Origin of the sequence: Peptoniphilus olsenii, from assembly GCF_040545475.1 — a bacterium.
In the GTDB taxonomy this organism is placed as follows: domain Bacteria; phylum Bacillota; class Clostridia; order Tissierellales; family Peptoniphilaceae; genus Peptoniphilus_A; species Peptoniphilus_A olsenii.
Map to the genome: position 1 here is coordinate 54682 of NZ_JBEPMA010000006.1, position 21680 is coordinate 76361.

Consider the following 21680-nt stretch of genomic DNA (forward strand, 5'->3'; position numbering starts at 1 on the left):
ATATTAATACTAAGTTTTAATCTATGGTATAATGAAAATTAGATTGGTAATGGTGAAAAATGGAAGAAAAATCTATAAAAGAGATAAAGGATATTGAAAGATCTTTAATAAAAACTTATAGACGCGATATTTATAGAAAATTTGTAAAAGTTATAGACAAATATGAAATGATAAGCGCCGGCGATAGGGTTGCCGTCGCAATTTCTGGCGGAAAGGATTCTTTAACTTTGGCAAAACTTATGCAAGAGCTCAAGAGACACAACAAAGTGCCTTTTGAATTGGAATTTATTGCAATGGATCCTGGTTATTTGCCGGAGAACAGAAAAAGGCTTGAGTATAATTGCCAAAAACTCGGCATTCCTGTTAGAGTTCATGATTCGGATGTTTTTGAGGTTGCTGATAAAATGGCAAATGGCAAAAGTCCTTGTTATATGTGTGCTAGGATGCGACGCGGCAATTTATATAATAGAGCACAAGAACTAGGTTGCAATAAACTGGCTCTTGGTCATCATTTTGATGATGTTATAGAGACTGTAATGTTAAATATTATTTATGCTGGTGATTTCAAAACTATGATGCCAAAACTCAAGTCTCAAAATTTTGAAGGTCTTGAGCTAATCAGGCCAATGTATATGGTTCATGAAGAGGCTATAATAAGATTTATGAAATCCACAGGGCTTCAGGCTCTTGATTGTGCTTGTACTGTGACTCAAAAGAAATCTGGCAACAAGAGATTTTTTATTAAGGAACTTATCAAAGAACTTAAACTCGAGAATGAACATGTAGACATTAATATTTTGAGAGCTACTGAAAATGTCAATTTTGAACAGATTTTAGGTTTCAAGAAAGATGGCGAAAAACATAGTTTTCTTGAATTCTATTAATCTAATAGGAGGTACTAATTGGAAGAGTTAAAATTTATTTCATGGAATGTGAATGGGCTTCGTGCTGCTGTTAGAAAAGGCTTTTTAGAAAGTTTTTCAGAACTTGATGCCGATATTTTTGCACTTCAAGAAATAAAAATGCAAGAGGGACAACTTGAGATTGATCTACCTGATTATTATGAGTATTACAATTACGCTGAAAGAAAAGGCTACTCTGGTACTGCAATTTTTACCAAGAAAGAACCTTTAGATGTCTTTTATGGTATTAAAATGGAAAAACACGATACTGAAGGCAGAGTCATCACTCTTGAATATGATAATTTTTATTTTGTGACAGTTTATACTCCAAATTCCAAAAGAAAATTGGAGCGTTTAAACTACCGTCAAGAATGGGAAGATGATTTTAGGGATTATTTAAATACTTTAAGAGAAAATAAACCCGTTGTTCTTTGTGGCGATTTAAATGTTGCTCACAAGGAAATTGACCTAGCTAATCCTTCAACTAATAGAAGATCAGCAGGTTTTACAGATGAGGAACGTGAAAAATTTAGCACTCTATTAGATAGCGGTTATATAGATACTTTTAGATATTTTTATCCTGATTTAAAAGACGAATACTCTTGGTGGAGCTATTTTGCTAAATCACGTGAAAGAAATGTAGGTTGGAGAATCGACTATTTTGTTGTATCAAATGAGCTAGAGGACAATTTGATAGACGCAAAGATTCATCAAAATATAATGGGTTCAGATCACTGCCCCGTTGAATTAAAAATAAATTTGTAAAGGAGAATATTTATGGAAAATCTATTATCAGTGCCTATTAAAGATGATATATATTTTATAGGAACAAATGACAGACAGACACCTCTATTTGAAGGAATGTGGCCACTACCTAATGGGGTTGCATATAATTCATATTTAATAAAAGGTGACAAAAATATTATAGTTGACCTTGTTAGAGTTAATACAGTTTCAGTTTACATGAATAAGATTAGAGAACTACTTGATGGCGAGGAACTTGACTATATCATAATAAATCATATGGAACCTGATCATTCTTCAGCAATTAAGGCTGTGCTTGATATATATCCAAATGTAAAGATTATAACAAATAAAAAAGCTGTGGATATGTTAAATATTTATTATGAAGTTACTGAAAATATTGAAGTTGTCAAAGAAGGCGACACTCTAGAACTTGGAAATAGAAAATTCACTTTCTATATGACACCAATGGTGCACTGGCCAGAGTCTATGGTAACTTATGAAGAAGCTACTAAGACTTTATTTTCACAAGATATTTTTGGTGGTTTTGGAACATTAGATGGTGCTATTTTTGATGATCAAATAGAATTTAGTAAACACTATCAAGAAGAAATTACTAGATATTTTATTAATATTGTAGGAAAATATTCATCACAAGCTTTAAAAGCTTTACAAAAACTCGAAAGCCTAGATATAGAACTAATTTGTCCAGTTCACGGACCAGTTTGGAGAGATAATCCTCAAAAGGTAATCGACCTTTACACTTCTCTTGCAAAACAAGAAACTGTTGACGGTTGTGTTGTTATTTATGGTTCAATGTATGGAAATACAGAACAAATGGCAGAAGCTGTTGCTAAAGGTCTTGCTAAAGGCGGAATTAAGGATATTAAAATTCGCGACATAACTAAAACTTCAAACTCTTACCTACTTTCTGATATCTGGAGATATAAAGGCGTTATACTAGGTTCTTGCTCATATGACAACAACCTATTCCCTCCAATGGACTATTTATTGTCAGAAATTTCCCATCAAAGAATGAAAAATAACTATTGGGGAATCTTTGGATCATACTCCTGGAGTGGTGGAGCATTAAAAAATCTGAAAAAATATATGGAAGATGGCAAATATGATGTGCTAGATACACAATTAGAAATCAAAGGTGCTGCAACAGACGAAGAGATTGAAGCTTTAATTAACTTTGGTAAAGAAATGGCAGCAAAAATTTTAAATAAATAATTTTTATATGATAAACTCCTCAGCCGAGGAGTTTTTTATTTGCCGATAATTCAAATAATTTCTGTTAATATAATTATTTAAACTTTTATAATATATATTAAAAATTTTTTAGCGATTAAGTTATAATCAAATATTTTAATGTTATAGATATTTAGAATTCCACTTTCCTTTAAATCACGCAAAAAAATCCTGAGGCTAACTCAGGATATCAATATGTAATTTGTGTTATGTAAACTCAGCTAAATCGTGCAATTCCACTGAGTTATATATTTTTGATTGCTATTACTTCGTTATGATTTAATATAAGTTCGTCTGTCAATGCTTCTACTATCAATAATCCCCGTCCACTGCATTTAAAATCTTTGCAGTTGTACTCTGTCTTATTGTTTTTTACTCCTAAGCCTTCGTCACGAACTTTTATTTTGATACAGGTTCTGTTTAGTGATAAGTCCAAAAAAACTTTCTTGTTATATTCTTCTTGGTTTCCGTGCATGGCACCATTGACCACAAGTTCATTTAGTATTACCTTTATATCAAAGAGCTTGTCATCATCTTCAATAAAGGTGTCTAGATTACCCATAGCCTTGTCTAGAAAGGATTTAATACAGGACAGATCACTATTTACGAAACCATTATATTCGTATAAAATGTCCATTTTTCTCACTCCATCTACTGTAGATTTACCCAGTAATATATTTTTTAAACCAAGTTATTTTAACATAATTTTAAATAAAATAGTGGTATATTTTTATAATTTGGGTATAATAAAGGTGAGGCACGTATGTGCACTAATCTATAAGGAGGACTTTATAATGCAAAAATATGAATGTACACTTTGCGGATATATTTATGATCCTGAAGTTGGCGATGAAGAAAATGGTGTTAAGGCAGGAACAGCTTTTGCTGATCTTCCAGCTGATTGGGTTTGCCCACTTTGTGGAGCTGAACAATCTGATTTTGAACCAGTAGAATAATAATAAATTAGAAGGCTTGGCCTTCTTTTTTTTTACAGTTTTAAATGTAAGAAGATATGGAGTGAAAGACAATTTTTTATTAAATCTGCTATCACTCCAAAAAATAATATAATTAAAAACCAGCTTTCTCCTTTGAAAATATAATAGCTGTTTCTAACATTTGTGATGTCAATTGATGTGCTGTGCTTTCGAATATCTGAAAGTCTAGTAACTCTTTTTTTGTATAAACTTTTTCTAATTCTTCTGCAAAATTTTTTTGTCCTTTAGGGTCTATTATGTCATCTTCTTCGCCGTTATATAATACTATAGGTCTATCTTTAAAGTTTTCTAGTTGATTCATTGGATTCATATCCAAAAAGAAGTCATTGACTCTAAGTTCTGTATAACTTACTTTTTGTATATCTTTGTCCTTGTTTATATCTTGAACTAACTTTGCCCAATCATTTACACCATTGAATATAAATGCCATTTTTAAATCTTTTTTGAAATTATAAAGTCCTCCAGCTGTAATTGCTCCCATGGAATGTCCGCCGACAGCTATTTTTCCTCCACAGTCTTCTTTTATATATTTAAAAATTGCTGGTGCTTCCTCGATATTGTGCATTATAGTCTCTAGCATATATTTTCGGACTATTTCTTCATCAGAATAATCAAAATTCTTTATACTTCTCTCGCCATGATATTGAGCTTCAGGTAAGATTACACGATAACCATAGCTTGCGAATATATTTGCTCTAAATACTTGATTGCCTTTATTTGAACTCCATCCATGGTAAAAAACAATTGTCTTATCTATATTTTCTCCTTTGGGCGTTATTATATAGACAGGAGTTTTCCCAATTTTTGTTTCTTCAATCGTAGAGTAATTCATATTAAGATATTCCATCATATACCTCCCTCATCGTATTATAACCCAAAAGAAAGTTTTTAACTACTTCTTAAAGTTTTCAATTTAGTTTAGATTGAGTATAATATATTAAAGAGTAAAAATCGAGGAGGTTTTCATGGATAAATTAGTAGAAAGATTTTTAAAATATGTGAAAATTGAAACAACAAGTGACGAGAATAGCTCTGAGACTCCTTCTACAAAGATTCAACTTAATCTAGCAAAGGAACTTTTAAATGAATTAAAAGAACTTGGAGTGGACGCTTGGAGTGACGAAAATGGATATGTATATGGAAAATTAAAGGGCAATATCTCTAATAGAAAGACTATTGGATTTATCTCTCACATGGACACTGCTCCAGATATGAGTGCCAAAAATGTGAATCCACATATAATAGAAGATTATGACGGCAAAGATATTGCTTTGAATGATGAATTTATAACTAGAGTCAATGAATTTCCTTTTTTGGAAAATTTAAAGGGTCAGACTATTATAACTACAGATGGAACTACACTTCTAGGAGCTGATGATAAAGCTGGTATTGCAATTATTATGACCGCTATCGAAGAACTTTTAAATGACAATAATGCAAGTTATGGTGATTTGAGGATAGGTTTCACACCTGATGAAGAAATTGGACGCGGTGCAGATAAATTTAATGTTAGTGATTTTGACGCTGATTTTGCTTACACAATTGATGGCGGAAAGTTGGGCGAATTGGAATATGAAAATTTCAATGCTGCTCGCGCAGATATTTTCATCCAAGGTAAAAATGTGCATCCAGGTTCATCTAAAGATACTATGGTAAATTCAATGGCAATTGCACTAGAACTTGACAGCATGCTTCCAATTAACGAAAGACCACAATTTACAGAAGGTTATGAAGGTTTTTTCCACATGATTAGCATAGATGGGTCAGTAGAAGAAACTAAGGTTTCATATATAATCAGAGACCATTCAAAAGAAAAATTTGAATTCAAAAAAGATTTATTAAAAAAAATTGGCGAATTTTTAAATCATAAATATGGTGATAGAGTAGAAGTTGAAATTCGTGACGAGTACTTTAATATGAAAGAAAAAATAACTCCTCATATGGAAATTGTAGAACTTGCTAAAGAAGCCATGGAAAAAGCTGGGGTTACTCCACTGGTGGAGGCAACTAGAGGTGGAACAGACGGTTCAAAGCTCTCATATATGGGGCTGCCATGTCCGAATGTTTTTACTGGTGGATACAATTATCATGGACGATATGAGCTTGTATCAGTAGATGCCATGAAAAAAGCCGTGGAGACAGTGAAAAATATTGCAACAATTGGTGTCGAAGTTTGAAATTTTTGATAATTATTTGAAATAAAATTCTAATATTAAATACTTAATTTAAAAAAATAAGGTATTAACTTAGATTAAAATATATTTTAATGCGTTAGAAGATTTTTCCCCTAGATAGCTAGGGGAATTTTTAAATTTCTTAATATAAGTTGCATATTTTTAATAGTATAATTTGGAATAACTTTTATAATATTTATTGAGAATGAAATAAATGTACAAAAAATTATGTTCAATCAATTTTTTCTGCCAACCTGACGTTTAACTCTTCTTGCAAACCTGCATAAATCATTTTATAATCTTCGCACAACTTTTCTAATTTCTTTAAATTAAATTCTATAGCATCATGATCGTTTAATAAATCCATTTGATTGAGTGGAAATTTTTCGAAATAATATGATATTTCATATTCTAAATCTCTTCTTTTGTCCTCTAATTCATCACGAGTGAGTTTTACTTTCTTTTTATCAAGATTCTTTAGTATCTCTTTAAGTGAATTTTCATCAAATGACCTATAAGCCTTTTTTGCTCTTTCAAATTCATTCTCCGTATCATTATAGAGCTCAGGGCTTGTCCTAAATATTATTTCTCTGTAAATATCATCACAAAGTTTTTTGGTGTCTTCATCAATTTTTTGTACCTTGTATTTCAAATTATTTTTTCTGTAGGATAACTCTTCCAATGCTATTTTAAATTCTTTATTTACTTTTTCTTCCATCTGCTGAGGTGAAACTCTTTTAAGGAGTTCAATTTTCCGTCTTAAAGCACGTATATTTAAATTGAGTTCATCAGCCATATATTCCAATTCCCCAAAAATATCTTGGTATTTCTTATAAGTTTGAGGAATCACACTGGTTTTCAAATCTTCTTTTGTAAAAATCAATTCTGATACTAAAAAAGTCAAATACTTTTTGTCCATTTTATCACCTGACTAAATTATACAATAGGATTGCCTTTTATCAAAATTTGATTTTATACTATTTTGAAACATAAAATACTTAATGATAAAAAAAGCCTTTGAACTTTTAATAAAAATTCAAGGGCTATTGTTGTTATTTATTTTATACTGAAAGCTTAGCTGCATTTGATATATAAGAAGAAATTCTTTCTAGTGCAGTTAAAGTTTTTTCATATAGCAGACCACTTTCAGGATCACAGATTTTCTCTCTCATTCTAATCATGTGATTATTTCTAAAGCTTCCCACATCTTTTTGCACTCTTTCGTTAGCTTCTTTCATAAATGCCTTTCTATTGTCTCTGTCAAGTTCTCCACGCACTGTGTCAAACATTTCTTCTAAGATTTTATCTAACTCTTCCAATTCTCCTATAGAACTATCTGTAAATATTAGGCTTTCTTCTGATCTAGATTTAGCAACATCAGCAACATTTTTAGTGTGGTCACCAATTCTTTCTAGGTCTCTTGATATGCGAAGATATGCTGCAAAGTTTGAAGACTGAGTCGCATTCATGGCAAGGTCTAGAGAGTCTATAATAAATCTTGATATCTCCTTATTTAAAAAATTAATCACTTTTTCTCTTTTGAAAATCACATCATATTTATCTTCATCATAATTTTTTAATAATTCAATTGAATCTTTATAATTTTCTCTTACTATATCTAGCATTCTATTTATTTCGGCTCTAACATCAGTAAATGTAGCCGGTGCTTCTTTTGTTATTGTTTTATTAATATATTTAAGTGATAAGTCTTCTTGTTCTTTGTCTATACCTCTTATGATTTCAAATGATAAATCTGCAAGTTTTCTTGCAAATGGGAATAACATAACCGAAGTTGCTATATTAAACACAGTGTGGAAATTTGCAATTTGTGCAGCTGGATAATCTCTAGAGTATTTTAATACAAGCTCTCCTACTGGCAAAATTTGCGATAAAATAATAAATATTAATGTACCAATTATATTAAATAAAACGTGCACTAGTGCAGTTCTTTGTGCATTTTTTGATGCACCTATTGAAGAGAGCACAGATGTTATACAAGTTCCAATATTAAAACCAAGTATAATATACATTGATGAAGTTATTGGTATAATTCCTTGATTAGCTATAGCTTGAAGGATACCAAGAGAAGCTGATGATGATTGCAGCACTGCTGTTATAAGTGTACCTACAGATACTCCTAATATAGGATTTTTAAATTTTAACATGAGTTCAACAAATTCTGGTGAATCTCTAAGCGGCTCCATAGCCGTGGACATAAATTCCATTCCCATAAATAAGAAACCCAAACCTAATATTGCACGTCCAATATATCTTTTTTTCTTCTTTTTAGAAAATGTAGACATGACAAAACCTGTAAATGCAATTATTGGAGCAACTGCAGATATATTAAGAGCAACTAATTGACCTGTAATAGTTGTACCAATATTGGCTCCCATAATAATTCCTACAGCTTGATATATAGTCATCAATCCTGCATTTACAAAACCAACAACCATGACAGTAGTAGCTGATGATGACTGAATAACAGCTGTTACAAAAGTTCCTACAAGTATGGCTTTAAAAAAGCTTGATGTCATTTTTTCAATGACAACTCTGAGTTTATCTCCAGCAACTAGCTCAAGCCCATCACTCATCAGGTTCATACCATATAGAAAAAGAGCCAGTCCTCCGAGCAACTCAAAAAGATAGTGTATCGACATATTCTCCTCCGATTTAATATTCATTTTAATGATATAATAAATCGGAAGTTTTTTAAAGTCTTAGTCTAGTTTTTGTAAATTTTTTGTGTAATTTTTTTGAAAATTGTATGTTTTATGTAAACTATTATGCCGTGATAAATTAAAAAATCTATAATTATGAAATAGAAAGAGTGGTGGAAAGAATAAGAAAAAAATTCTATTTGTGTTTACAGAGCAACTCCTTTGCCGGGAGATACATTCACTCTTCGAGTACACGGCGACTCCAGACCCTTCGGGGTTTCCGCTCGGAATGACTATTGTAAGGGTTGTCGTGGTCTATAGGTCTTAATTCTTGATAATTATTCTTTCTGTATTCCAATAGCAATAGTAAATCTCAATGAAATCTTCCTCCTCATGTCATCTCGACTAAGTGAGCGTTAGCGAACGCATGGAGAGATCTATAAGTTCTGGAGAAGTTTTGTTTTGGTGGAATAGAAAAAGTATTAAAAAGCATAAGAATAATTTCTATTTGTGTTTACAGAGCAACTCCTCTAACGCGAGATTTTTCACTCTTCGAGTACACGGCGACTCCAAACCCTTCGGGTTTTCCGCTCGGAATAACAGTATGAAAAACATTTTTTGTATATACTTATTTTTCTATATATTTTAAAAAAGTATTATAATAAAAAACCCCTAGAAACTAGGGGAAAATAAATTATATAAATTATTTTAATTTTGGTAGCAATATTTCTTCTGCTATTTCATCAGATTTTTCTTTTGATACTAATCTCTCTATTAATTTTAATCCAAGCAATACAGCTGTTGCTGGTCCCATAGATGTTATTATATTTCCATCTTCAAACACTCCTACGTCTGCCGGATTATCAGCTTGAAGTCTTTCTTCAACTCCTGGATAACAAGTGAATTTTCCATCTTGTAAGATTCCTGCTTTGTCTAATACCTGTGGACCTGCACAAATTGCAGCTACAATATTATCACTTTCATTAAATATATTTACACATTCTACTACTTTTTTGCTGTTCATCAAATTTGTAGCTCCAGGTTGACCTCCTGGTATAAAAATCGCTCTGTATTCTTTGATATTTAATTCATCTAAGTTCAAATCAACTTCAACTCGGACATCATGAGCACCTTTTATTATTTTTTTATCACCAAGCCCTACTAAGTCCACTTTTAGTCCTGCACGTTTAGCTAAATCAACAACTGTTAAAGCTTCAATTTCTTCAAAACCATCTGCTAAAAATACCAATAAATCTTTCATAATAAACCTCCTAAGACTTAATTATGTTTTCTATTGCGTCAAATATTGCCGCTCTAAAACTACTTTCCTCCAAACTTTTAACTCCTTTGATAGTGCTACCTCCCGGGGTAGTCACTTGATCTTTTAATACACCTGGATGAAGCTGTGTTTCGTTTACCATTTTCGCTGCACCCATGACTGCTTGTGAAACGCATTTATAGGCCATATCTCTCTTCATACCATAATATACACATGCATCTGCGGCAGCTTCTATGAACATATACACATAAGCTGGCATGCATCCACATGCAGCTTCATAAATTTTTATATTATCTTCCGATACTATCTGAGTCTTTCCAAATGTATAAAATATTTTCTCAATTTCTTTTAATTCCTCATCACTAATATTTTTTCCTGCACAAATACCTGTCATAGATTCTTGCACTTTTGCAGGCGTATTTGGAAGTGCCATCATAAATTTTTTGTCACCTAACTTTTGTTCTAATTTTTCTAAATCAAAACTACTTGTTACAGAAATTATTATTTGTTCTTCTAAAATATCCTCTATTCCTTCCAAAAACTTTTCATAGTGATATGGCTTTATAGCTAAAATTATTGCATCAGCCTGTTTTACGACTTCTTTATCATTAAGTACAATATGTGCATTTTTATATTTGTTAAAAATATTTCTTTTCTCTTCATTTCTATCAAAAAGATATGTTTCAATATTATTATTCAAAAGACCATGAGCCATTGCTTGCCCCATATTTCCTAGTCCTACTATTCCTATTTTCATTCTTCACCTCTTAAATAATTATACCTCAATTTCTATTTTTGAAACTGAACAGTTTTGGGGTAATAATTAGATAAGTTATATTTTGTGATGTTATTAAAAAATTGTTTGGTGGGATAAATGGAAAAGATATCATTAATGAAACTTTTTTGGACTTTATTTAAAATTAATTCTATAACATTTGGCGGAGGTTACACTATAGTTCCTGCAATCAGAGATGCCTTTGTAAAAGAGCTAAAGGTTATTTCTGATAATGACATGATGGATATTGTGGCACTAGCTCAAGGTGCCCCAGGTGCTATGGCAGTATCTTGTTCTGTTCTTTCCGGATATAAAATTAAAGGAGAAATAGGAGCAGTTGTGGGGTTAATTTCATCTGTATTGCCTTGCTTAATAATACTTTCTGTTATAGCAAAATTTTATAAAGAGTTTAAAACAAATTTTTATATCAATGCTGCTCTTGAAGGAATTGGCGGCGTGGTATCTGCCGTTCTTTTAATAACTGTAGCTAATATGGCAATTGCTTCTTATAAAAATAATGGCAGATTTACTATAGGAGTTATATGTATTGCTGCAATACTCGCAATTTTTACCAATATTAATACTGGTTTTATTATATTAATTTCAGGTTTTATGGGAATTTTTTATTTTGGACTGATAGAGAGGTCAAAAAATGTTTGAATTATTTTTTATATTTTTAAAAATAGGATGCTTTGCCTTTGGCGGAGGATATGCAGTCATACCTTTAATTTCAAAATACATAGTTGAGAATAGTTCTATACTCACTTTGCGTGAATTCATGGACTTAGTTTCAATATCGCAAATGACACCAGGTCCTATTGCTATTAATTCGGCAACCTTTGTGGGCCAAACTTCTCATGGCTTTATAGGATCTATTGTTGCAACATTGGGGCTTGTTATGCCTCAATTTACTTTGATGATGATACTTGGATATTTGTTATTTAGAAAAAATAAAAAATACAACACTCTAGACTTTGCTTTAAATGGAATTAAAGCGGGCATAGTTCCACTTATTTTTTTGACTTCGATAGATTTATTTAAAACCTCAATTTTTCCAAATGGTTTTGGCATAAATGATATTAGAGTACCTGCACTTATAGGCTTTTTAATAGGACTTAGTTATATAAAAAAACTAGACTTATTTAAACTAATAGCAATTGGTGCATTTGTAGGAATTGTGACAAGTATTTATTTAAATTAGTAAAGTCAATTATATTGTACTAAAAACTATATGAAATAGAATGTTTTTTAGAATTTGTTATAAATCACAATATCAATTAATTTCATATAAAAATTAATACAAAATAAAAATCTGAACTTGAATAAAACCATTCAAATTCAGATTTTTTTTAATTTTTTCTATCACGTTTTCTCGCTCTATTACTTCTTTTATTAGAGTTTCGTTTATCTTTTATAATTCTATAACTATATATCAACAAATTAACAAAATTTGTAAACATTATTGTCTTAATAATAAAAATATCTGGTATATAAAATTTTGTCAAAATGCTAAAACTTAATATAGTAAATATATCTACAAAGTACTCTACATACATCACTCTTGAATATAAATTATTTTCTGAAATCTTTAAATTATCCTTTAATACATTTAAGAAAAATAGAATCATGATAAATGTATAAGTAGCTGTAGTGATATCTATTTTTGAAGTTATAATATAAATTTGAAGCATAAAAAACATACTATAATTTATTATCATAAATATAATTTTTATAGCTTCAATTTTTAATTTTTTAGAGTCATATAATCTAGATATGTCCCATTCGCTGGTAAGAGATTTTAATACTCTATTTGTCTTTATTTTTTCTGATACCCAAGATGGCAAAATAGATAATATAAATATTGAAATTGCTAGAGTTTTAAGCACAGTAAAAAAGCTGGCATGGGCAAGTCTATTAAAATAATTGAAAAAGAATAATACCAAACCAATTAAACTAGAAAGTGCAAGCATCTTCAAAAATTCTATGAAAATCTCATAATTTTTGCCACTAATCAAAAAATGCCCAGTATTAGTGTATGACGAGGCAAATTGATAGGGGTTGCCTAATTTATTTAAAGCACTAGCTATGTCCGAATCTGTATATCCATTGGGCAATTTTTCCTCTAACATTTTAATCATATTTTCTTTTGCTTCATCTTGTCTATCATAAGGAATGTATCTCAAATAATAATATATATATCTATCAACGAGTTCATGCTCAATTAAATTCATATAATCACCTAATTTTTCCTACTATCTATTATAAAGCATAACAAAAATCTTTTAAAGAAATTTGTCATTATTTGCTATTTTTTTATTAATAAAGTTTACATGAATTTATCTATATGTTTACAAATATACACAAAAAAATCAGAGCATAAGCTCTGACTTTTTAAAACAAATTTTATTAATCAAGCACATAAACTTTTACATTTCTTCTACCGAATCTATTAGCTTGTGCGTTTGTAGAGTAGAACAAATCAATTCTGTTGCCTTTGATTGCTCCACCAGTATCTTCTGCTGTTGCATATCCATAAGATGCAAATCCATCCATGGATTCGATATAAAGTTTAGATCCAAGTGGTATAACTCTTGGGTCAACTGCAACTGCACCAACTCTTGCCCTTGTACCTGAAGCTGTCATAGAACCCGCTGTAGGGTCATAAGCTGTAGCTTGCATAACTATAACTTTTTTAACTTTTTGTCCATTTGGTGTTTGAGGAGCTTTTTTAGTTCCCACTTCTATAACTTCTTTTACAGGTTCTTTAGAAATTTCAGTCTTCAAAACTTCGCTATTTTCTATTTTGCCATTTACATAAGTGTTTAGAACATCCTCAACTTTTTCTCCCACAACACCTGCAGTTATTACTTTAGTTTCACCTTCAAGCATATTTGCATTTTCTCTTTTTTCAGTTTCAAAAGGAATTTCAACTTTGTTTTGTACCTTTTCTTCAACTACTCTGTTGATTATTATAGACATTCCTTCTTTTGCCACTTCATCAAGAGAAGTATTAAGCCTATCTAATTCATTAATTTTTATTCCTAAATTCTCAAGAACTTCACCAACAGTATAACCACTAGCTTCAGTAATTAGAACTCTGTTTCCATCTTTGATGTGGAAAGATTTAGGAGAAGTGATTACTATATTCATGTCATTTTCAATTTCACTATCAATCGAAGGTCTGATTGCATCTTTATTTGCAAGCTCAATACCTTGTTTTTCTAGAAAATCTCCAACTGTCTTTTCATAAGTAAAAATTGTTTCAGTACTTCCATTTATATTTAGATTTACATCATTTCCCGCAACTGTTTTAAAACCCATTGTCAAAGCGGAAACTAAAATAAGCGCAATTGCAAAAAATTTTGCAAATCTAAGTCTCCAATTATTCAAAAATATAACCTCCAAAATATTGTTACAAAATCGTAAATTTTGTTACTTTTTTGTAACCTCTTTTAATCTTTATTGAGTATAATTTAAATAAAATATTTTGTCAAGTTTTTTGTAACTTATTCGTAACTAATTACACAATTGTAATATTTCTGTCATATTACTGTTTAATTGGAGTAATTTTTTTGTTTTAAGTTGACATTAATTTTTGCCTTTTATCATGTTAAATTGAACCAATTTAAATATTTTAAAATTTAGTATTTAGACATTACAATATCTATTGTTCTGTATTAAATTTTTTATTGTTTGATTTATATCATTGATTAGTATCAAACTATTTAATGATAGTATGTTATCTAGATTTTTATAAATACATTGTATGAATTTTGATTTATATAATAAATCTTTTGATATCTTTTAAGGAAGAAAAAGTATTAAGAATATAAAAATTGATATAAAGAAAGCCTTTAAAACTATCATTCCGAGTAGAAAACCCGAAGGGTTTGAAAGTCGCCGTGTACTCGAAGAGTGAGGAATCTGCCTGTACAGTAGCCGCTCTGTATGAATAATTAAAAAATCTTTTTAATAAATATTTTTTAACCACAAATTTACTATTCTATTTCGAAGGAAGAAAAGTGGGCATTCCGCTTTCGCTGCGAGGCCTCCTTTCCTTCGAGCTTCCAACCAAACCCCCACGCCTTTTTTAGAAAAAGTTTTTACCTCTTTAGTTTTTCTTTTTGCTATAATTGGTCGTTGTTTGGGTGCTTGAATACTTTTTTATTTAAAACTCTGCAGATACTCTCCATCACATGCAGATCCTTCGACTACAGAAATCTTGACAGATTTCTTTCGCTCAGGATGACATGGATGGGGAAAAATTCTCTCCACAACATGCAAAACTCTTTATGCGTTCGCAATGCTTTTTAGTCGAGACGACACTATAAGGAGATTTCATTTAATATTTACTATTGTCATTAGAGTACGCAAAAGAAAATTCTAACGAATTTTCTGGAATCGAGGAATCTACCTCTTAAGGAGTAGTTATGTAAGAACTAATAAAAGATTTTTCTTATTCTTTTACCTTTCTTTTATATTATCATGAACTGTAACAATTTTATTTTCTTTCCTATCTTCTACGCTTCTACTCTCTTTAACCAAAATAAAAGATGGTATTAAAATTAAAGTTAACAATATTATTCTACTAATATGCTTTTTCATAAAATCTCTTTCAATTGTAATTATATACTACAATTAAAACTGAACCCTCTAAATCACCAACTATAATATATGAATCTAATGTTTAACACTATATACTTTAAAACTTTTAATTGATAACGTTTCTATAAAAGGTTTAATTTATATGTTTTCATTTGTCAAATTAATAGTGAAATTAAAAAACACCATATCTAAATATTACCAAGTAATAATTAGAGAGGTGTCTTTATATAGATTATTTTATCTTATCTATAAAATTCTTAGTAATTTTTGCGGTAAATCCCCAAATAATTTTGTCTTCATATTGATAAAACAATGTTTCTTCTTGTCCACTTTTAAATTTATAATTTTTGCCATTAGGTATCAAATCATAAGGAAAATCTGCTGCTCTCTCATATGCCAATCTATTGAGATATGCTTTTGGTTTGTTTTCAAAAAAGAAATCTAATGGCACCAAGAAAGCCTCATCCACCTCATCTTTAGATGGTTTTATTTTATCAAAATCCTTTTTTATTTCTCCTATAAAAGAATAAATAATTGCAGAATATGGATTTATCAAATAATCGGATTCGCTATATATTTCAATCTCATTCTTTTTTAATAAAAGTTCTTCACATGTCTCACGAATAGCTGCTTCTCTAGGGCTCTCGCCCACTTCTATCCGCCCTCCAGGAAATGATATTTCCCCAGGCTGATTTCTAAGACTAATTGCTCTTTTTTCATATAATAGATGAGTTTTACCATCTACTTTTATAAGCGGAATGAAAACTGAAAATTTATGTGCTACATCTATTGGTTTTGGTTCTGTTTTTTTGAGTCTTCGCTTTATTTTATGAAGATCAAATTCCATTTAAAATCTCCCTCGTGAGTTCTTCAACTGTATATACTTTAAATCTGTCTATATCTTTTTTATTTGCCTCATGCTCTAAGAGTTTATATAATAAATCATCATAATTAAATGTTTCAGAGAGCTTTAATTCTTTGGCAATTTTAGGTACATATTCTTCTATTACTGCTCTCATTATTTTAGATTCTATGCCTTTTGTTCTATATTTTATTATTTTATAGATATATTTTACCGTCTCTTCAACATCTATTGGCATTATATAGTAATCATCACCACGTAACCCTTTAACTGTTTTAAAAGCATCGAAATATCCTATTTTAATCAACTCTTCTGATCTTTCTGGTGAAAAATCAAGAGTTTTGCCCAATGCTTTGTTGGGTTCTATGACATATTTTGCTTTCGAAAAATCTTCACCTTTTTCATTGTGCAGTCTTATAACTACAATATCTAAATCTCTGCCATCAAACATTTCAATGGGAGCTTTAGATGCAAAACATCCATCTAAATAGAATTTGCCATGCAGTGGTTTCAATTTAAAGGCCGGCAAATAACAAGATGCTATTACATAATCTTTTAGTTGTCCTTGTTTTATATCATCTGTAAAAAGTTTTTCAGCTTTGAAGTCTGTCAAATTAAAAGTACACACTCCAAAGTCAATTGATGAAGCTCTTATTTTATCTTCATCTATATACCTATCCACCAATTGGAAAAGTGGAGATGGCGACTTAACAATTTCGGGGACTTTTATATCCAGCCTTGTGAGTTTGTCTTTGATTTTACTGAACATATCAGCATTTTCTGCATCTCGCAGTTCAGTTTCAAAATTTTTCATTTCCATATTGCGCCAAGCTTTGAAGCACTCATATACATCACCTTGAGCAAACATGGCTCCATTAAATGCGCCTATGCTTGTTCCCACTATAGCTTCAAACTCAAAACCCATTTCCACAAGAGCTAAATATGCTCCTACTTGATAAGCACCTTTGGATCCACCACCTTCAAGCACTAATCCATATCCCATTGCTTTCACTCCCCTTTATTTATGTACGGGGCATAGCCCCAAAAATTATTTTAATTCAGATGTACAGTTTGGACATCTTGTAGCATCAACTGGAATTGATGTTTTACAGAAAGGACAAACTTTTTCTGTAGGATCTGCAATTTCTTCTTTTTTAAATTTACCTTGTAATTTATTTAGTTGTTTAATCATGATAAATATAACTAAAGCAATAATTAGAAAATCAATAATATTTTGAATAAAAATACCATATTGAACAGTAGCAGAACCAACTGTAACAGATAATTCTTCAAAACCTTTACCACCAATAATAATACCGATAAGTGGCATTAGGATATTATCTACAAGAGATGCAACAATTTTACCAAAAGCACCACCTATGATTACCCCAACCGCCATATCCATTACATTTCCACGAGCAATGAATTCTTTAAATTCACTCATAAATTTTTTCATAAGCTTCCTCCGTCAGTCAATTTGTTTCAACAACACATCGTTCTTTCTAATAAGTTCAAGGGCATAGTCGTCTACTCTGTAGGCTTCTTTGTAATAGATCGCAGAAATTCCTGCTTGTATGAGTGCCTTAGTGCAATTTAAACAAGGAAAATGAGTAACATAAGCTCTACATCCTTTAACAGATATACCTTCCTTTGCACAATATAAAAGAGCATTCATTTCTGCGTGAATAGTAGCAATACAATGACCATCTCTAATAGTGTGTCCAACATCACAACAATGAGGATTACCTGTAACTGATCCATTATAACCAGTAGAAACAATTCTATTATCCCTATTTACTAGAACACAACCAACAAAAGCTCTGTCACAAGTAGATCTTGTGGCAACCATCTCTGTAATTTCCATAAAATATTCATCCCAAGATTTTCTCATTTTGCCTCCTTTGCAAGCTTATCAACGAGTTCATTATAGCGAACACCACTATGTGCGGCAACTTTAATAAACTCAACTTCCAATTTATCTTTGACATTATCATAAAACTTTTTATAAGCCTTGGTATCATCTTTATTGGTTTTCCAATAACCAAGTGCCCAAGATCTTATCCCCTCATAATCATAATGAAGATAAATTTTTCGTATATCAAGTTTAATGGCCTCTTCCATGGCTCGCATAGCACCTTTGATTTCGCCAGATACATTTCTCATTTCAGAGTTTTTGAAAAATCTTTTCGAGAAAGAATATTCAGCGCCCTTGCCATACATATATACCCCATAGGAATGGCTCTTATCAGAATTTCTATAAGAACCGTCAACATATACAATTAATTCATCATCAAGAGCCGCTTTAACTTGTTGTTTCTCCTCTTGCGAAATAAAATTTTTAGCATCTTCCAAGTTGGAAAACTTTTTGTAACTCGCACCCTTATATCCATGTACCTGAGCTTTGCAATCGTCCCAAGTATTATAAATACCAGGATTCTTACCCACTCTTACAGCATAATAATTCATTTAACACCTCTATCCAATATCAATTTGTCAATAACACTTACATATTATATAATACATTCATAAAGTAGTCTAAATTTTTTGGAGGTATTATGAATAGAGAACAATTTGAAAGAATGAAAAATGGCAAAGGTTTCGTAGCTGCTCTTGATCAATCAGGAGGCTCTACACCTAAAGCACTTAAAAACTATGGCGTAGATGAAACTGAATATTCAAATGATGAAGAGATGTTTAATTTAGTTCATGAAATGAGAAAGAGAATAATAACTGACAAATCTTTTACATCAGATAGAATATTAGCAGCAATACTTTTTAAAGTTACAATGAACTCAAAAGTTGATGGCAAATATACAGCTGATTACCTATGGGAAGAAAAAGGCGTTGTTCCAATATTAAAAATTGATGAAGGACTAGACAAATTAAAAGATGGCGTACAATTAATGAAGCCTTTTAAACACATAGATGAACTTTTAGAAAATGCCAAAGAAAGAAATATCTTTGGAACAAAAATGCGTTCAGTAATAAAAGAACTTAACGAAGAATCTATCGGAAAAGTTGTAAAACAACAATTTGATTATGCAAAGATGATTTCTGCTAAAGGTTTCGTACCAATTATAGAACCTGAGGTAGATATTCACGCTAAAGACAAAAAAGAGATTGAAGAAGTGTTGAAAGAATATTTAATCAAAGAACTTAAAAATTTAGACAAAGACACTTATGTAATGTTCAAACTAACTCTACCTGAAGAGCCAAATCTATATCATGAATTATTAGACTTTGAGCAAACAGTTAGAATTGTAGCACTATCAGGTGGTTACTCTAGAAACGATGCAAACAAAAAATTGGTGCAAAATGAAGATGTAATAGCGTCTTATTCAAGAGCACTTACAGAAGGACTAAACGTAAATCAAACAGAAGAAGAATTTACAAATATGTTAGATGACTCTATAGAAAAAAATTATATAGCATCAGTAGAAAAATAATCAAAAAAGGGGATACAGAAAAACTGTATCTCCTTCTACTTTTTAACTTCCCTTTGCAAAACCTAACTAGGTCCATAAATTTTATACCCAAAAAACCCATTATTAAAATAATTATTAAATATAAAATTTTATTATATATTATAACTTTTCAATCTTATACTAAATCTTTTTTATTAAATAAATCAACATAAATATACTTACAAAGGCTAAAGCGTGGCCAAATAATATATAATAAATATCTGCTTTTATCATTTCCAAGATGAAGTATGAACAACAGAGTAGGAACAAAACATAAAAAACTAATATAAGTATAAATAAGAAGTATAACCTTTATAAAAGTAATATTTAAATCTATTTCAAAAAAATATATCCCCAACCTACTGTCAAAAAATAATGAAACCATGAATTAGAATTCTATAAAATATATTGGAATTTGAAGGATATTGCCGCATAATCAAATTCAAAAACTTTTGCACCTATTCCACCACCAGTAAATTAAATGAAAATAATGTTAATGATTTATATAAATTAATTAATATTTATCTGTTTAAAAGATTATTAAACAAAATTCAATTGCATAATTCATACAATAAAATTTGGAACTCATCTTAAACCACTGGCAATATAAAGTTCCAAATTTTATTATTTATTTAATTTTAGTGTGAAACAATATACTGTATATATTGTAAAAAAGTCTATTCATTTTTATTTTTTACCATTAACTCACTATTCCTATATTTCATAATTTCTTTAGCTCTTTTTACTGCATCTGTCTTTTTATCATGAAGTGAGTCGGCTCTTTTAGCTCCTTTAGAGATTACACGCCATTTTTCCTTATCTTTTACATATTCTACTATTACATCTGCGTCCTGAAGTTTAGCTGACGAATTTTTACTCTTTTTGTGTTTTGTCACATCTTCTTTTTTAGCATCGGATTTTTCTTTATTAGATGCGTCTTTGTGCCATTCTTTAGCTTGTGAAATAGAAATCGGAATAGCTTTTCTTTCTTCGTATCCATCTTTTAACATAGCATTTAAAATATCAATAGCTTTTATTCTTACTGTTTCGTCCAAGTTTTTCATGGAATCAGGATAATCTTTTTTTGTATAAGGCATATTTTCCTCCTAAAAATCATCTTTTAACTTTCTTAAATCAATGAACTCCTCTAAATCTTTTGCTCTCATGAAAGGATTTATTTGTTTTTCCTTGCCAATAGTTGTTGGCAATGTAATTTTTTCCTTATCTCTTAATTCTTTTATCCTATTATATTCTTCTAGTACCGCAGGGCTTTGTCTATATGCTTTCGTAAATTCAAGATTTGCCAAAGAATATTCATGTGCTGGATAAACCAAAATATTATCATCTAGTTCACTAAATTTCTTTAAAGTATTAAATGCTGACTCATAATCCCCAGTAAATACTCTGCCACAACCTGCCAAAAATAGTGCATCACCGCAAAATAGTTTATCATCTATAAGATAAGACACGTGATGCATTGTGTGCCCAGGAGTGTCAAATACTTTAAAGGATTTACCTAAAATCTCAAAAACTGAACCTTCTTTTACTGTTTCGCTATTGAACTTTTCTGTTTCAGAAGGACCATATACATATACATCGCCATATTCTTCTTTAATCTCCTCTACTCCGCCAACATGGTCTGCATGTTCGTGAGTTAAGAGTATTGCGGCAGGTTTAGTTTTTAAAAACTCTATCACCGGTTTAGCTTCGCCAGGATCTACTACAATATATTCTCCACTAATTTCTATTATCCAAATATAATTATCTGAAAATGATTTAACTGCGTTTATGTTCATTAAATCCCTCCTTTTTATATTTCTACACTCTATTAAAATTTTCAAACAATATTTTTAAAAATTTACCTGGAGATAAATTACAAATTGATTTTTAATCAGCATTAATTTAATTTTAAACAAGTTTTAGTAATTAGAATAAAATTTGTATTCTCGTACAAATTTCTAATCTA

At 30.4% G+C, this 21680-nt stretch carries 24 protein-coding genes; 8 read left to right on the plus strand and 16 right to left on the minus strand.

What is annotated here, in order from left to right; translation table 11 throughout:
• Positions 1-59 precede the first annotated feature (59 nt).
• From ABID14_RS06105 to ABID14_RS06115, 3 genes are read left to right on the plus strand one after another with little or no spacing between them, the layout of a single operon-like run.
• On the plus strand, positions 60-884 hold the full coding sequence (locus tag ABID14_RS06105; RefSeq protein ID WP_354368205.1) for a tRNA lysidine(34) synthetase: 825 nt from the start codon (positions 60-62) through the stop codon (positions 882-884).
• An 18-nt stretch (positions 885-902) separates the two neighbouring features.
• A complete protein-coding gene (locus ABID14_RS06110) occupies positions 903-1667 on the plus strand; it encodes an exodeoxyribonuclease III (protein ID WP_354368207.1) in 765 nt (254 codons plus the stop codon).
• A gap of 12 nt (positions 1668-1679) precedes the next feature.
• Positions 1680-2882, plus strand: a complete 1203-nt coding sequence (locus tag ABID14_RS06115; RefSeq protein ID WP_354368209.1) for an FprA family A-type flavoprotein — start codon at positions 1680-1682, stop codon at positions 2880-2882.
• Positions 2883-3144: 262 nt separating this feature from the next.
• On the opposite strand, the gene ABID14_RS06120 is transcribed toward ABID14_RS06115, so the two are convergent.
• Positions 3145-3537 carry an ATP-binding protein gene (locus ABID14_RS06120; protein ID WP_354368211.1) on the minus strand — a complete coding sequence of 131 codons (393 nt, stop codon included), beginning with the start codon at positions 3535-3537 and terminating at the stop codon, positions 3145-3147.
• A 157-nt stretch (positions 3538-3694) separates the two neighbouring features.
• On the opposite strand from ABID14_RS06120, the gene rd reads away from it, so the two are divergent.
• Positions 3695-3856, plus strand: a complete 162-nt coding sequence (rd, locus tag ABID14_RS06125) for a rubredoxin (protein ID WP_354368213.1) — start codon at positions 3695-3697, stop codon at positions 3854-3856.
• Between the two features lie 112 nt (positions 3857-3968).
• On the opposite strand, the gene ABID14_RS06130 is transcribed toward rd, so the two are convergent.
• Complete coding sequence (locus tag ABID14_RS06130; protein WP_354368215.1) at positions 3969-4742, minus strand: dienelactone hydrolase family protein; 774 nt, start codon at positions 4740-4742, stop codon at positions 3969-3971.
• Between the two features lie 118 nt (positions 4743-4860).
• Here ABID14_RS06130 and pepT point away from each other — a divergent pair, with 118 nt between their 5' ends.
• Positions 4861-6072: a peptidase T gene (gene pepT, locus ABID14_RS06135; RefSeq protein ID WP_354368217.1), complete on the plus strand. Its 1212-nt coding sequence runs from the start codon at positions 4861-4863 to the stop codon at positions 6070-6072.
• 229 nt (positions 6073-6301) lie between these two features.
• Here pepT and ABID14_RS06140 read toward each other — a convergent pair whose 3' ends face one another.
• The 4 genes from ABID14_RS06140 to proC all read right to left on the minus strand — a co-directional run bounded on the left by ABID14_RS06140 (position 6302) and on the right by proC (position 10765).
• Positions 6302-6988 carry a hypothetical protein gene (locus ABID14_RS06140; RefSeq protein WP_354368219.1) on the minus strand — a complete coding sequence of 229 codons (687 nt, stop codon included), beginning with the start codon at positions 6986-6988 and terminating at the stop codon, positions 6302-6304.
• A 142-nt stretch (positions 6989-7130) separates the two neighbouring features.
• On the minus strand, positions 7131-8729 hold the full coding sequence (locus ABID14_RS06145) for a Na/Pi cotransporter family protein (protein WP_354368220.1): 1599 nt from the start codon (positions 8727-8729) through the stop codon (positions 7131-7133).
• Positions 8730-9432: 703 nt separating this feature from the next.
• Positions 9433-9990 (minus strand): DJ-1 family glyoxalase III, encoded by a 558-nt coding sequence (locus ABID14_RS06150; RefSeq protein ID WP_354368222.1) that lies wholly within the window; start codon positions 9988-9990, stop codon positions 9433-9435.
• Between the two features lie 10 nt (positions 9991-10000).
• Positions 10001-10765 carry a pyrroline-5-carboxylate reductase gene (gene proC / locus ABID14_RS06155; protein WP_354368224.1) on the minus strand — a complete coding sequence of 255 codons (765 nt, stop codon included), beginning with the start codon at positions 10763-10765 and terminating at the stop codon, positions 10001-10003.
• A gap of 117 nt (positions 10766-10882) precedes the next feature.
• Between proC and ABID14_RS06160 the strand changes: the two genes are divergently transcribed.
• On the plus strand, positions 10883-11443 hold the full coding sequence (locus ABID14_RS06160) for a chromate transporter (RefSeq protein ID WP_354368225.1): 561 nt from the start codon (positions 10883-10885) through the stop codon (positions 11441-11443).
• A complete protein-coding gene (locus ABID14_RS06165; RefSeq protein ID WP_354368226.1) occupies positions 11436-11984 on the plus strand; it encodes a chromate transporter in 549 nt (182 codons plus the stop codon). The genes ABID14_RS06160 and ABID14_RS06165 overlap by 8 nt, the downstream gene beginning before the upstream one ends.
• A 148-nt stretch (positions 11985-12132) precedes the next feature.
• On the opposite strand, the gene ABID14_RS06170 is transcribed toward ABID14_RS06165, so the two are convergent.
• The 8 genes from ABID14_RS06170 to ABID14_RS06205 form a co-directional block, all read right to left on the minus strand.
• Positions 12133-13014, minus strand: a complete 882-nt coding sequence (locus tag ABID14_RS06170; protein ID WP_354368228.1) for a hypothetical protein — start codon at positions 13012-13014, stop codon at positions 12133-12135.
• A gap of 175 nt (positions 13015-13189) precedes the next feature.
• Entirely contained in the window at positions 13190-14173 is a 984-nt protein-coding gene (locus ABID14_RS06175; protein ID WP_354368230.1) for a resuscitation-promoting factor, read from the minus strand.
• Positions 14174-15247: 1074 nt separating this feature from the next.
• Positions 15248-15388 carry a hypothetical protein gene (locus ABID14_RS06180; RefSeq protein WP_354368232.1) on the minus strand — a complete coding sequence of 47 codons (141 nt, stop codon included), beginning with the start codon at positions 15386-15388 and terminating at the stop codon, positions 15248-15250.
• A gap of 232 nt (positions 15389-15620) precedes the next feature.
• Positions 15621-16235, minus strand: a complete 615-nt coding sequence (locus ABID14_RS06185) for an NUDIX hydrolase (protein WP_354368233.1) — start codon at positions 16233-16235, stop codon at positions 15621-15623.
• Positions 16225-17253 (minus strand): patatin-like phospholipase family protein, encoded by a 1029-nt coding sequence (locus ABID14_RS06190; protein WP_354368235.1) that lies wholly within the window; start codon positions 17251-17253, stop codon positions 16225-16227. The genes ABID14_RS06185 and ABID14_RS06190 overlap by 11 nt, the downstream gene beginning before the upstream one ends.
• 45 nt (positions 17254-17298) lie before the next feature.
• Positions 17299-17706: a large conductance mechanosensitive channel protein MscL gene (mscL, locus tag ABID14_RS06195; RefSeq protein WP_354368237.1), complete on the minus strand. Its 408-nt coding sequence runs from the start codon at positions 17704-17706 to the stop codon at positions 17299-17301.
• A gap of 12 nt (positions 17707-17718) precedes the next feature.
• On the minus strand, positions 17719-18141 hold the full coding sequence (locus ABID14_RS06200) for a deoxycytidylate deaminase (RefSeq protein ID WP_354368239.1): 423 nt from the start codon (positions 18139-18141) through the stop codon (positions 17719-17721).
• Entirely contained in the window at positions 18138-18716 is a 579-nt protein-coding gene (locus tag ABID14_RS06205; protein WP_354368240.1) for a ribonuclease H1 domain-containing protein, read from the minus strand. The genes ABID14_RS06200 and ABID14_RS06205 overlap by 4 nt, the downstream gene beginning before the upstream one ends.
• Positions 18717-18805: 89 nt before the next feature.
• On the opposite strand from ABID14_RS06205, the gene ABID14_RS06210 reads away from it, so the two are divergent.
• Entirely contained in the window at positions 18806-19696 is an 891-nt protein-coding gene (locus ABID14_RS06210; protein WP_354368241.1) for a fructose bisphosphate aldolase, read from the plus strand.
• Between the two features lie 695 nt (positions 19697-20391).
• Here the strand turns inward: ABID14_RS06210 and ABID14_RS06215 are convergent.
• Positions 20392-20811 (minus strand): DUF2188 domain-containing protein, encoded by a 420-nt coding sequence (locus ABID14_RS06215; RefSeq protein ID WP_354368243.1) that lies wholly within the window; start codon positions 20809-20811, stop codon positions 20392-20394.
• Between the two features lie 9 nt (positions 20812-20820).
• Positions 20821-21510 carry a hydroxyacylglutathione hydrolase gene (gene gloB / locus ABID14_RS06220; RefSeq protein WP_354368245.1) on the minus strand — a complete coding sequence of 230 codons (690 nt, stop codon included), beginning with the start codon at positions 21508-21510 and terminating at the stop codon, positions 20821-20823.
• Positions 21511-21680 lie beyond the last annotated feature (170 nt).